Raw genomic sequence first — 13,071 nt, 5'->3', positions numbered from 1 at the left:
GTGCCCGTCACAGGCAGTGTCAAGACCTCCGGGGCCCATAGACTGATGCCCATGACCGAGCAGCGCCCCGACACCGACGCCGAGACGAACGAGACAGGCACCACCCAGCCCTACGACCCCACCGCGAGCTCGCTCACGGGCCACGTGGATCCCGCAGTGATGGCAGAGCTGCTCTCCATCCGCTCGAGCATCGACAATTTCGATGCGACCCTCGTGTACCTGCTCGCCGAGCGCTTCAAGGTCACGCAGCGGGTCGGCTTCCTCAAGGCGAAGCACCAGCTCCCGCCCGCTGACCCCACGCGCGAGGCAGCCCAGATCGCGCGCCTGCGTCGCCTCGCCGAGGAGGCCCAGCTGGACCCGGCCTTCGCCGAGAAGTTCCTCAACTTCATCATCAGCGAGGTCATCCGGCACCACCAGGCGATCGCCGAGGACCACGGCCAGGCCCACACACGCAGTGGCCAGGCCCGCGAGGAAGCATCCCGGCCGGATCCCGGCGCGTGAGCGGCCAGGTCACCGCGACGGCGCTCGGGGACTGGCCCGGCACTGACCCGCTCGAGGCCGCGAAGGCGATCCGCGGAGAGCTGGGCACCCCGCACCTTCCGGTCCTCGCCGAGCTCCCACAGCGCGGGGTGGGGTCCGACGCGATCGGCCGCACGGCGCTGCTGCTCGCGGACCTGCACGCTGACGTGCAGCCCCACGGGTGGCGCATCGTCCCGCGCCCGGGGCGCGACGCGCAGCGCGCAGAATCGGCGCTCTCCACCGACCTCAACGTGCTCGCGGACGTTGCAGGCTCCGAGGAGCGCAGCGCCGAGCAGCTTCAGGTGCGCATCCTGGGACCGCTGAGCCTCATGGCGGGCCTGTACCTGGGCTCGGGGGAGCGCGTCCTCGCCGACCACGGCGCGCGGCGGGACATCGCGCAGTCCCTCGCGGCCGGCGTCGTGCCCTTCCTCGAGAGGGTCTCCCGCGCCGTTCCCGGGACCCGGCTCACGGTCCAGCTCGACGAGCCCGACGCCGCCCGCGTCCTCGGGGGGCTGCTGCCCACCGCGAGCGGCTACCGGACGCTCCGGTCGGTCCCGTCCGAGGAGGCCCGGGCCGCGTGGGCGACGGTATCGGAGGCGCTCCACGGCGCCGGGGCGGAGGCCGTCGTCGTGAACCTGCCCGCGTGGGAGGCACCGATCGGCCGTGTGCTGGCGGCCGGTGCCGACGGCGTCTCCCTGCCTCTCGCCGATCTCACGGTCCCGCAGTGGGAGGAGCTGGCCTCAGCGGTCCGGCGCGCGCGTATGGCTCGGCGCGCTCCCGCTCGACGCCGGTCCGCGCGCCCGCACGGGGGAGCTCGCCGAGCGCATTGTGCGGCCGTGGCGCCAGCTCGGCCTTCCCTTCTCCGCGCTCGACGCCGTTCGGCTGGCTCCCGCAGGGAACCTCGCCACACTCACGCCCGCCGGGGCGACCGCCCGGCTCGCGCGCACGGTCACGCTCGCGGACGCCGTGAACCAGATCGCGCTGGGCTGAGCGTGCCTCCGGGGCGCACTTGAGTCAGCGGTTGCGCCGGCGCAGATGCTCGTCGGCGAGCGCCTCCATCTCCTCGTCGCTGAGCTCGTCGTAGGACGTGGCCTCACGCCTGTCCGTCCGGGAGAAGCGCACGAACATGAGGATGATGACGGGGATGTCCACGGCCTCGGCGATGAACCACAGGAGGTCCCCGGCCAGCTGCTGGTCCCGCAGGGGCGAGGGGAACCATGCGGGGGCGCCGGCCGCCCACGAGGTCACGCCGTCGAGCACGGTGGGGCTGAGCCTGAGGAAGATCCCCGGGATCGCGTCGGCGAGCAGCTCGATGAACACGTAGACGAACTCGACCACGATGAAGGCGCTCGAGCGCTCGAAGGAGTCCGCTTCGGTCAGCGGCAGAGCGAGGATGAGCCCGATGAGCGGCGCCGCGACGCTCAGCGCGCCGCTGAGGACGGGGTCAGACCGATAGAGGTGGAACAGCGGCGTGAGGAACGTGCCGAAGAGGACCAGACCCACGATCGGCGCGACGAAAGCGTTGCCGAGCGTCCTCACCGGCCGGCTCGCCATGATCCGCTCGAGCCTCGCCCGGCCCGCCTCGCCCAACGTGGCCCGCGCGAGCCCGAGGGGCCGGCCCAGTCCCGCCACGAGGGGCACCACGAAGAACATGAGCGCGATCTTGAGCGCGAACGCCCAGCGCAGCGATGAGCCGTAGGCGCCCGTGAACCCGCACGCGAGGGCCACGTACGGCACGATCCCCAGCGCGTAGAAGCACGCTGCGCGCCAGAGCGGCCAGCGCACCCCTGCGCGCCGGGCTCGCCGCAGCCCGACGCCGTACAGGGCCGCGGCCACGAGGGCGAGGACCACAGCGGCCGGATCGAGGGTCACGGCGGTCAGGACGGTGGAGAGTGGCGGCACGCGCGGAGCATAGCGTTGCAGGCTGGGACCGGGCTGGACGCGGCCTGCGGGCCGGGCCTCCACCCCTCGATCCGCCCGCCGACTAGAATGGACCAAACGCACGCTGGTCAAGAGGTTGGCACAGACGTTGGGGGAGAGTGGAAGGCATGAAGGCACGCATTCTGGTCGTCGACGACGATGAGGCCCTGGCCGAGATGATCGGCATCGTCCTGCGCAACGACGGATTCGAGCCCGTCTTCTGCGCGGACGGCGCCCAGGCGCCCGACGTGTTCCGGGCACAGCGGCCGGACCTCGTGCTCCTCGACCTCATGCTCCCGGGCCTCGACGGGATCGAGGTGTGCCGCCAGATCCGCTCGGAGTCCGACGTCCCGATCGTGATGCTCACCGCCAAGGCGGACACCTCGGACGTCGTCCGCGGGCTCGAGTCCGGCGCAGACGACTACGTCCCCAAGCCGTTCAAGCCCGCCGAGCTCGTCGCCCGCGTCCGGGCGCGCCTGCGCCCGGGCGAGACGAAGGCGCCCGAGACCCTCCGTATCGGGGACGTCACCATCGACGTGGCCGGGCACACCGTCAAGCGCGCGGACGAGTACATCTCCCTCACGCCGCTCGAGTTCGACCTGCTCGTCGCGCTTGCCCGCAAGCCGTGGCAGGTGTTCACCCGCGAGCTGCTCCTCGAGCAGGTCTGGGGGTACCGGCACGCCGCCGATACCCGGCTCGTGAACGTCCACGTGCAGCGCCTCCGCTCCAAGATCGAACGCGATCCCGAGGCCCCCGAGGTGGTCCTCACGGTGCGCGGCGTCGGGTACAAGGCGGGCAGCTGACCCGCGCCCCGCGGGGCGCCTCGGCACGGACAGGACGCATGGACACGGAGCAGGACCACCGCACGCCGGCCCGGGCCGCCTCAGGGGGCCCGGACGGCGCTGGCAGCACGTCTGAGCCCACACGGGCGGGCCGGGGCGAGGCCGCGGGCAGCAGCGCGAGGGAGGGCGGCGTCGTCGTGCGCGTGCGGGACTGGGCGAGGCGCGCGGGGCTCCGCGACAGGGCCCGGATCACCGTCAAGCGTGCGCGCGTCCTGGCCTACCGCGCGATCCGCGCGATCTGGCGGGGGCTGCGGTCGATCGGTCCGGGCATCGCTTCGGCGCGCGGCGGGTTCGCCCGGCGCTGGCGCCGGTCGCTCCAGTTCCGCACGGTGCTCATCACGCTCGTGCTCACATTCGTCTCGTTCATGGCCGTGGGCGCATACCTCTCGAACCAGATCGCGAACAACCTGTTCCAGGAGCGGCTCACCCAGGCGGAGGTGCAGACGCGGCAGTCCGTCCAGCAGGTCCAGGAGACGTTCGATGGCGCGCAGGTCACCGATCAGCAGGGCGTCCTCAAACTCGTCAACGACACGCTGAACCAGCTTGAGGCCCGCGAGTCCGGAACGCCGCGCCAGTACGTGTTCCTCGCGGTGCCGAACCAGGACCAGCCCCGCAACCGCTGGGTGGACTCCCGCGCCTCCTACCTGCGCACCGAGAACGACATCCCGCAGGCCCTCCGCGACGCCGTCCAGCACTCCCAGCAGGAGCAGTACTGGCAGTCCATCCCGCTCACGGTGGACAACCGGATCCATCCCGCGATCGCGGTGGGGAACAAGGTCAGCTTCGGGGGAACGGTGTACGAGCTCTACCTCATCTACGACATCGACAGCGCCCAGCAGACCCTCGACGACATGCAGAACGTCCTGTGGTTCGGAGGCCTCTTCCTCCTGCTCCTCATCGGCGCGATCACGTGGATCGTCACGCGCAGCGTCGTGTCCCCGGTGAGCCACGCGGCGGCGGTCTCGGAGAAGCTCGCCGCAGGGCAGCTCGAGGAGCGCATGGCGGTGGAGGGGGAGGACGAGGTGGCCCGCCTCGGCGCGGCGTTCAACCACATGGCGGCCAACCTGCAGGAGCAGATCACGGCCCTCGCGAATCTCTCCCACATGCAGCAGCGCTTCGTCTCGGACGTGAGCCACGAACTCCGCACGCCGCTCACCACGGTGCGCATGGCCGCGGAGGTCCTCTACGACGCGCGCGAGGAGTTCAACCCCGTCACGAAGCGCTCGGCCGAGCTGCTCTACAACCAGGTCGAGCGGTTCCAAGCGCTCCTGAACGACCTGCTCGAGATCTCCCGCTTCGATGCCGGCGCGGCCGTGCTGGACGCGGAGCCCACGGACCTCATCCCGGTGGTCCGCAGCGTCATCGAGACGGCGGCGCCGATCGCGGCCGCGTCCGGATCGGAGGTCCGGTTCTTCACGCGCGTGGCGAGCATCGTGGTCGACATGGACGACCGTCGGATCGAGCGCGTGCTGCGCAACCTGCTGCTCAATGCGCTCGAGCACGGCGAGGGGCGCCCGGTAGAGATCTTCGTCGCCGCCAACGCCGACGCCGTCGGGGTCTCGGTCCGGGACCACGGCATCGGCATGTCCCCGCCCGAGGCGGCGCGCGTGTTCGACCGCTTCTGGCGCGCCGACCCGGCCCGGGCGCGCACCACGGGCGGCTCGGGTCTGGGCCTGTCGATCGCGACCGAGGACGTCAAGCTGCATGGCGGCTGGCTGCAGGCATGGGGGGCGCGCGGCGAGGGCTCGTGCTTCCGCATGACGCTGCCCCTGCGTTCCGGTGGCGCCATCCTGGAGTCCCCGGTCGCGCTCGAGCCGGCGGGGGGCGACGTCGTGCTTGTCGAGGAGCAGGCGACCCGCCCCTTCATGCTGGGAGCCTTCCACCCCGCCGCCCTCCGGGGGCCGGAACTCCCGGAGACGCACGACGGCGCCGGCTCGCCCGCCGCAGACGGCGAACCCGCCGCTCCGGCGAAGGGGGAGGAGCCGTGAGCCGTACGATCCGCGCGGTGCTTGCCGCGCTGGCGGCGATTGCCGTGCTCGCAGGCTGCGCCCAGATCCCCACGAACAGCGCCGTGGGCAAGAGCAAGGACAGTGCGGTCACGCTCGGCAACGCGCCCCAGTACAGCCCGCCAGGCCCGCGGGACGGGGCCACGCCGCAGGCGACGATCGACGGCTTCTTCAATGCCGGCAGCGGCTACCAGAACGACTTCACGGTTGCGCGGCAGTTCCTCGCGCCCGCGCAGGCCGTCTCGTGGAAGCCGAGCAACCGGACGCTCGTGTACCGCGGGAGCCCCACGGTCGTGGCCACCGGTCAGGAGAACGAGTACCGCTACGAGTTCGACCTCGCGTACTCCGTGGACGCGGAGGGCATCGCCACACCCTTCCCCGCGGGGACCAAGGAACACATCGATGTCGCGCTCTCCCAGGTGGACGGCCAGTGGCGCGTGTCCAAGCTCCCGGACGGCACGGCGATCCCGGAGGCGACGTTCAAGGACCTCTACAAGCCGTTCGCGCTGTACTTCTACGACCCCTCGTTCACGACTCTCGTGCCGGACGTGAGGTGGTTCATCGACAACTCCGGCGTCGCGAAGTCCCTCGTGAGCGCGCTCATCGCCGGGCCGGCGCCGTACCTGCGCACAGCGGTGGCGACGGCCTTCCCCCAGGGCATCCGGCTCGAGCGCGAGTCGGTGCCGATCGTGGACAACACGGCCCAGGTCGACCTCACCGCCGAGCTCCGGGACGCGTCCTTCACCGACCGGCAGCGGATGCACAATCAGCTGGTGCGGACCTTCTCGGGCATCAGCTCCGTGGTGTCCGTCACCCTGCAGACCAACCAGAGCGATGTCTCCCTCGAGGACCCGACCACCGGCAAGCCCGCTCCTGAGCCGATCGTCGACCCCAAGGTCCCCTCGTGGCAGGTCGGCGTGGCCGGCGGCGAACTGGTCCAGTACGCGAACCGGCAGGCGGCCCGGATCGACGGGCTGCGCAGCGTGGCGCAATTCGGCCCGCACGCGCCGGCGGCCGCCGTGTCCCAGCACCTCTACGCCTTCATCGGTGCTGGGCCCGCGCTCTACTCCGTCATGCCGAACGAGGCGCCCCGGCTTCTCGACTCGAGGACCACGCTCAGCCCTCCGTCCATCAGCCCGTTCGACTGGGTCTGGACGGCGGGTCCGGGCGGGGACGGCGGCACCGAGGTCGTCGCATACAAGCCCGTGGGCATCGCGGAGGGAGCCGAGGTCCCGAAGGTCGTCCTGAGGCCCGCATGGTTGACGGGCCGGACCGTCGAGGAGCTCAGGATGTCCCGTGACGGGACGCGCGCCCTCGTGCTCTCGAGCCAGGGAGGCACGACCGCCCTGCAGCTGGCGGGCGTCGTCCGCGCGGCGGACGGCACCCCGCGGGATCTCACGACCCCGATCACGCTCACCACCACGGAGAAGAACCCGCGGCGGGCCGTCTGGGTGGATGAGACCACGATTCTCGTCTCCGGGGTGTCTGCTAGCGACCCGGTCACGCCGGAGCTGGTCAGGCTCAAGGGCGGCGACCCGACCGAGCTCCCGCCGCTGGCCGGGATCCAGTCGGTCTCGGCCGGAAACGGCGAACAGGAGATCTACGCCCAGACCGCGTCCGGGGTCTTCGCGCTCGTCCGCACAACCTGGACCGAGCTCGGCAAGGGGGTCGAGGGGCTGTCCTTCCCGGGGTAGGCCGTCGCGCGCCGGAGGACGTGCGCTGTCCACATAGCCCCTTCGGGGGTGGCGTCCCTGCGGTGGCAGGAGAAGGCTCGTTGCCATGGACACTCCGGGCCGGATCAGGAGCGCGGGCCGGCATGCGGGCCGGCCTCGCAGCAGCATGGCCCGGCTGGTCGACGGACTTGCTGCGGCCGCGGGGGAGCTCCTCGGGCTCGTTGTGCCGGTGGAATGCGCGGCCTGCGGGTTCCCCGACGTCCAGCTGTGCCCCGCCTGCAGGCGGCGACTGAGGGCGCTGACCGCCCGGCCGCGCCGCGTCGAGGCCCACGCGCCGGCGCTCGTCGAGGTGGGTGGGCGCGTCCTGCTGCCGGCGGTGTCCGCAGGGCCGTACCGAAATGAGCTCTCCCTTGCAGTCCTGGCGTTCAAGCGCCACGGGAGCGCCGCTATTGCGGCCGAGCTTGCCGCGGCCCTCGCACGGGCGCTCAAGGCCGCCTCCGGATCCTGCGGTGGGGGTGTCCTCCTCGTCCCGGTGCCGACCAGTCAGGCCGCCTTCCTCCGCAGGGGCTTCGACCCCCTGACGCTGCTCATGGCCCGGGTCCGCCGCGACGGGCGGCTCCCGCCAGGAACTGCGTGGGTCGATGCGCTCGAGCCTCGGCGCCGGGGCCCGGGAGAACGGGCCGCCAGCCTGTTCGTCGGCGCCCTCCACGGTGGCGGGGCGTCGCAGAAGGGGCTGGGCCGCTCCCAGCGCCGGTCCCGCGTCGCCGGCTCGCTGGCCGCGCGCCCTCGCGTGCGGGTGCGTCGGCGGCGCTGCCTCATCGTCGACGACGTCCTGACCACCGGCGCGACGGCACGCGAGGCGGCGAGGGCGCTTGAGGCGGCGGGCGGCGTCGTCGTCGGCGTCGTGACGCTCGCCTATGTGCCGCTGCCTGAAGCCGAGAATCCCGGCGCGCCGGGTACGCTCCCAGCGGACATGCAGGATTCGATGACAACGGGGGATGAATAAACGGTGACTATCCACTAACGTCAGTGGTAGGTCCAAAGCCAGAAGGACCTGTCGATAGCGGCTCAGGAAAGGGGCTCGACTGTCTGACGACGGAGCCCCTGGGAGGCCGACATCGGGCCGAATTCAGAAGTATCTGGAGGGCACCATGGAGTTCAACATCAGCGGACGCAACCTGACAGTGTCGGATCGCTTCCGCGAGTACGCGAGCGAGAAGCTCGAGAAGATCGAGTCGCTGGCCGAGAAGGTCCAGCGCGTCGATGCCAAGTGCTCCAAGCAGAACAATGCAAAGTCCGGTCTCGACCAGCTCACCGTCGAGCTGACCGTCACCGGACGGGGGCCGGTGATCCGGGCCGAGGCCACTGCTCCGGACAAGTTCGCAGCGTTCGATCTCGCGTACGGCAAGCTCCTCGAGAGGCTTCGGCGAGCCAAGGACCGGCGCAAGGTCCACCATGGCAAGCACACTCCCGTAGGTGTCAACGCGGCCACCGCGTCGCTGCCCGTGGTGAGCGGAAGCACGCCGATCTACGCTGAACACGCCCTCGACGTGGGCGGCCAGAGCGAAGAGGCGCCGTCGCCGTACGAGGTCGAGAACGACATCCCGGCGGGAGACTCGCCCGTCCTGATCCGGCGGAAGGTCTTCCCCGCCGCGACGCTCAGCCTTGACGACGCCGTGGACAACATGGAGCTCGTCGGCCACGACTTCTACCTGTTCATCGACGCGGACACGAACACCCCCTCCGTCGTGTACCGCCGCCGTGGATGGACCTACGGTGTCATCAGCCTCGACCAGGCCTGCGAGCCCGGTGTGACGAAGGTCGAGGAGAAGATTCTCGCCTACCGCTCGAACGATGCGGGTGCGGTTGTCTCCTGACGGATCGGCGGCTTCCACCAGAGGTGTGGCGGCCCAAAGCGCAGCGGCGGTCCCCGGTGGGGCCGCCGCTGCGGCGTGCTGCGCCAGAGTGGGTGGCCGCGAGCGCGGCCCGGGCGCATGACGCCGCGCCTCACCCTCGCGCAGGCGCGCCGCATGGCCCTCGCTGCCCAAGGGCTGCACCGCCCGCGACCCTCTTCTCCGGCCACGGGGCGGTCCCTCGCGCGGACCTTCTCGCGCCTCCAGGTGGTGCAGATCGACTCCGTCAACGTGCTCACGCGCAGCCATTACCTCCCGTTCTTCTCGCGTCTCGGACCCTACGACCGGGCGGCGCTCGACCGGCTCTCGTCGCGGAGCCCACGCCGTATGGTCGAGTACTGGGCACACGAGGCCAGCTTCGTCCGGCCTGAGCACTTCGAAGCCCTCAGGGCATGGCAGCGGCGCAAATGGGTCGGTGCCCACGGGATGGATCCCGGAGCCCGATCCGAGCTGGCGGAGCGGATCCTTGCCGTGCTGGCCACGAGCAGGCCCCTGACCGCCGCCGCCCTCACGGAGCGGCTCGGCCACGTCGAGGAGCGTCGCCGGGACCAATGGGGGTGGAACTGGAATGCCGTCCAGCATGTGCTGGGCTCGCTCTTCGAAGACGGCCTCGTCAGCTCGGCCGGAAGGACGTCGTCATTCGAGCGCCGCTACACGCTCGCTCAGGCAATCCTGCCGGGAGCATCGATGCCGCAGGAGGGCGCGCGGGCCGGCTACGCGCGCGCCGGGGGGCCGGACGATGGTCTGCGCCTCCTCACCCGGGCGGCCGTCCGAGCGCACGGGATCGGGAGCGCGCGGAGCATCGCCGACTACTTCCGCCTCCCCGTCCGGCCCGTCGAAACGGTGCTCGGGGAGCTCATCGCGACGGGAGAGGTCGAGCTGGTGGAGGTCCACGGATGGGCCGGGCCGGTCTACAAGGATTCCGCGGCGATCCTGCCGCGCGGGGCAGAGGCCCGCGCGCTGCTGAGCCCCTTCGATTCGCTCGTGTTCGAGAGGCGCCGGCTCGAGCGGCTCTTCGGCTTCCGCTACCGGATCGAGATCTACACGCCGGCACCACGGCGCGAGTACGGCTACTACGTGCTCCCCTTCCTCCTGCGGGACACCGTAGCAGCGCGGGTCGACCTCAAGGCAGACCGGGCGGGCAGGTCGCTGCTCGTCCACGCGGCGCATGGCGAGCCGGAGGCCCCGCCGGACACCGCCGTCGAACTCGCCGCCGAGCTCCGCCTGCTCGCCGACTGGCTCGAGCTCGACGACGTGAAGGTCGCCGAGCGCGGGAATCTGGCCCCAGCACTCGGGAGGGCCGTGGCCCGAGGGGCCTGAGCGGGGAACCCGCGCGTCGTTCCGCGCGTGTCTCCCGTAGACTGTTTCCCGCCGCAGCGCGCGCCAGTGCTGCTGCCCACGCCATTGACAAGGGAGCGAAAGCCACGTGGCAAACCTTCTCGAGAAACTCCTGCGCTCCGGCGATCGCCGGACCCTCAAGCAGCTGCGTGTCTACGCAGACGCCATCAACGCGCTCGAGGACGAGTTCAAGGGCTTCACCGACGCGGAGATCCGTGGCGAGACGGATCGGCTTCGTGAGCGCCACGAGGACGGCGAGAAGCTCGACGACCTGCTCCCCGAGGCCTTCGCGGCCGTGCGCGAGGCGGCGGGCCGCACCCTCGGGATGCGGCACTTCGACGTCCAGCTCATGGGCGGGGCGGCGCTGCACCTCGGCAACATCGCCGAGATGAAGACCGGCGAGGGCAAGACCCTCGTCGCGACGGCCCCGGCATACCTCAACGCGCTGTCCGGCAAAGGCGTGCACGTCGTCACCGTCAACGACTACCTCGCCGAGTACCAGTCGGAGCTGATGGGCCGCGTCTACCGGTTCCTGGGCGTCTCGAGCGGCTGCATCCTGGCCAACATGGATCCGGCCGAGCGCAAGAAGCAGTACGACGCCGGCATCACCTACGGCACCAACAACGAGTTCGGCTTCGACTACCTCCGCGACAACATGGCGTGGGACAAGGGCGAGCTCGTCCAGCGGGGCCACCACTTCGCGATCGTCGACGAGGTCGACTCGATCCTCATCGACGAGGCAAGGACCCCGCTCATCATCTCCGGCCCCGGCCAGGGCGACGCGAACCGGTGGTACTCGGAGTTCGCGAAGCTCGCGCTTCGGCTCGGCGAGGGCGACTACGAGGTCGACGAGAAGAAGCGCACCGTCGGCGTCCTCGAGCCGGGCATCGAGAAGGTCGAGGACTACCTCGGCATCCACAACCTCTACGAGTCCGCCAACACGCCCCTCATCGGGTTCCTCAACAATGCCATCAAGGCCAAGGAGCTCTTCAAGCGGGACAAGGACTATGTGGTGCTCGAGGGCGAGGTGCTCATCGTCGACGAGCACACCGGCCGCATCCTCCCCGGGCGCCGCTACAACGAGGGCATGCACCAGGCGATCGAGGCCAAGGAGGGCGTGGAGATCAAGGCGGAGAACCAGACCCTCGCCACGGTCACCCTGCAGAACTACTTCCGCCTCTACGAGAAGCTCTCCGGCATGACCGGAACTGCGGAGACCGAGGCCGCCGAGTTCATGAGCACGTACAAGCTGGGCGTCGTGCCGATCCCGACCAACAAGCCGATGGCACGCATCGACCAGCCCGACCTCGTCTACAAGAACGAGGTGGTCAAGTTCGAGGCCGTGGTGAAGGACATCTCCCGCCGCCATGCGACGGGCCAGCCCGTCCTCGTGGGCACTACGAGCGTCGAGAAGAGCGAGTACCTCTCGAAGGCCCTCGCGAAGGTGGGCGTCCGGCACGAGGTGCTCAACGCCAAGAACCACGCACGTGAGGCCGCGATCGTCGCGCAGGCCGGGCGTAAGGGCGCAGTCACTGTCGCGACCAACATGGCAGGCCGCGGCACTGACATCATGCTCGGTGGCAACGCCGAGTTCATGGCTGTAGCGGACCTCGCGGCGAAGGGCCTCGACCCTGAGGAGAACTCGGCGGACTACGAGGCTGCCTGGCCGGGCGCACTGGCCTCTGCGCACGAGGCGGTCAAGGCCGAGCATGAGGAGGTCCTCAGGCTCGGCGGGCTCTACGTGCTCGGCACCGAGCGCCACGAGTCGCGGCGCATCGACAACCAGCTCCGCGGGCGCTCGGGCCGCCAGGGCGACCCGGGGGAGTCGCGCTTCTACCTCTCGCTCACCGACGACCTCATGCGCCTCTTCGGTACCGGCGGTGCGGAGCGACTGATGGCCTCGAGCCTGCCCGACGACACGGCGCTCGAGTCCAAGATGGTCTCCCGCGCCATCCAGTCCGCCCAGGCCCAGGTCGAGGGCCGCAACGCCGAGCAGCGCAAGAACGTCCTCAAGTACGACGACGTGCTCAACCGCCAGCGCGAGGCCATCTACGGCGACCGCCGTCGGATCCTCGAGGGCGACGACCTGCACGAGAAGGTCCAGTTCTTCCTCGAGGACACCCTCACGGCGATGATCGACTCCGCCACCGCCGAGGGCAATGGGGACGACTGGGACTTCCACGCGCTGTGGACGAACCTGCGCACGATCTTCCCGATTTCGATCACTCCCCAGGACGTCATCGACGAGGCCGGCGGCAAGCCGCGAGTCACCGTCGAGATGCTCAAGGAAGAGGTCATCTCCGACGCGAAGCTCATCTACGCCAACCGGGAGGCGCAGATCGGTCCGGACACGATGCGCGATGTCGAGCGCAGGGTCGTGCTCTCGGTCATCGGCCGCAAGTGGCAGGAGCATCTCTACGAGATGGACTACCTCAAGGAGGGCATCGGCCTGCGCGCCATGGCCCAGCGCGATCCGCTCGTGGAGTACCAGCGCGAGGGCTTCGGCATGTTCCAGAGCATGATGGAGGGCATCCGCGAGGAGTCGGTCGCCTTCCTGTTCAACCTCGAGATCCAGCCAGCGGACGGCTCGCAGGCGCAGGAGGAGGCGCCGGCCCTGCCGGCTCAGCTGCAGTACTCGGCGCCTGCTGAGGACGGCTCGACCGAGACGCACGTCGAGCAGTCACGGCCCAAGGCATCCCAGAACGGCGGAGGCCGCCGTCAGGCTGGGGCGACCGGGTCCGGGCAGAAGCCCAATGGGTCCAAGCAGGGGCAGTCGAAGCCGTCGTCAAAGGGTGTCCCGGGGCGGCGCTCCAAGCGCTGATCGGCAGGCGCCGGGCTTCGTCGCCCGCTGATCGAAGAG

At 70.5% G+C, this 13,071-nt stretch carries 10 protein-coding genes; 9 read left to right on the top strand and 1 reads right to left on the bottom strand.

Features of this window, described 5'->3' with window-relative positions; genetic code table 11:
- The first annotated feature begins 51 nt into the window (after window positions 1-51).
- Window positions 52-501 carry a chorismate mutase gene (locus SCMU_RS13135; RefSeq protein WP_229229579.1) on the top strand — a complete coding sequence of 150 codons (450 nt, stop codon included), beginning with the start codon at window positions 52-54 and terminating at the stop codon, window positions 499-501.
- On the top strand, window positions 498-1,532 hold the full coding sequence (locus SCMU_RS13130; RefSeq protein ID WP_229229578.1) for a uroporphyrinogen decarboxylase/cobalamine-independent methonine synthase family protein: 1,035 nt from the start codon (window positions 498-500) through the stop codon (window positions 1,530-1,532). Before SCMU_RS13135 ends, SCMU_RS13130 begins: the two co-directional genes overlap by 4 nt.
- A gap of 1 nt (window position 1,533) precedes the next feature.
- Here the strand turns inward: SCMU_RS13130 and SCMU_RS13125 are convergent, their stop codons facing one another.
- Window positions 1,534-2,421, bottom strand: a complete 888-nt coding sequence (locus SCMU_RS13125; RefSeq protein WP_229229577.1) for a cytochrome c oxidase assembly protein — start codon at window positions 2,419-2,421, stop codon at window positions 1,534-1,536.
- Window positions 2,422-2,567: 146 nt separating this feature from the next.
- On the opposite strand from SCMU_RS13125, the gene mtrA reads away from it, so the two are divergent.
- The 7 genes from mtrA to secA all read left to right on the top strand — a co-directional run bounded on the left by mtrA (window position 2,568) and on the right by secA (window position 13,032).
- Window positions 2,568-3,242 carry an MtrAB system response regulator MtrA gene (gene mtrA, locus SCMU_RS13120; protein WP_229229576.1) on the top strand — a complete coding sequence of 225 codons (675 nt, stop codon included), beginning with the start codon at window positions 2,568-2,570 and terminating at the stop codon, window positions 3,240-3,242.
- Between the two features lie 38 nt (window positions 3,243-3,280).
- Window positions 3,281-5,269 carry an MtrAB system histidine kinase MtrB gene (gene mtrB, locus SCMU_RS13115; RefSeq protein WP_229229575.1) on the top strand — a complete coding sequence of 663 codons (1,989 nt, stop codon included), beginning with the start codon at window positions 3,281-3,283 and terminating at the stop codon, window positions 5,267-5,269.
- A complete protein-coding gene (locus SCMU_RS13110) occupies window positions 5,266-6,981 on the top strand; it encodes an LpqB family beta-propeller domain-containing protein (RefSeq protein ID WP_229229574.1) in 1,716 nt (571 codons plus the stop codon). Before mtrB ends, SCMU_RS13110 begins: the two co-directional genes overlap by 4 nt.
- Window positions 6,982-7,066: 85 nt before the next feature.
- Window positions 7,067-7,966 carry a ComF family protein gene (locus SCMU_RS13105; protein WP_229229573.1) on the top strand — a complete coding sequence of 300 codons (900 nt, stop codon included), beginning with the start codon at window positions 7,067-7,069 and terminating at the stop codon, window positions 7,964-7,966.
- A 145-nt stretch (window positions 7,967-8,111) separates the two neighbouring features.
- A complete protein-coding gene (gene hpf, locus SCMU_RS13100; protein WP_229229572.1) occupies window positions 8,112-8,837 on the top strand; it encodes a ribosome hibernation-promoting factor, HPF/YfiA family in 726 nt (241 codons plus the stop codon).
- A 117-nt stretch (window positions 8,838-8,954) separates the two neighbouring features.
- On the top strand, window positions 8,955-10,193 hold the full coding sequence (locus SCMU_RS13095; protein WP_229229571.1) for a winged helix-turn-helix domain-containing protein: 1,239 nt from the start codon (window positions 8,955-8,957) through the stop codon (window positions 10,191-10,193).
- A 106-nt stretch (window positions 10,194-10,299) separates the two neighbouring features.
- Window positions 10,300-13,032, top strand: a complete 2,733-nt coding sequence (gene secA, locus SCMU_RS13090) for a preprotein translocase subunit SecA (protein WP_229229570.1) — start codon at window positions 10,300-10,302, stop codon at window positions 13,030-13,032.
- Window positions 13,033-13,071: the final 39 nt, after the last annotated feature.

This window comes from Sinomonas cyclohexanicum, from assembly GCF_020886775.1.
GTDB lineage: Bacteria > Actinomycetota > Actinomycetes > Actinomycetales > Micrococcaceae > Sinomonas > Sinomonas cyclohexanicum.
The sequence above is the reverse complement of the archived record's forward strand: the minus strand, read 5'-3'. Positions and strand labels throughout refer to the sequence as shown.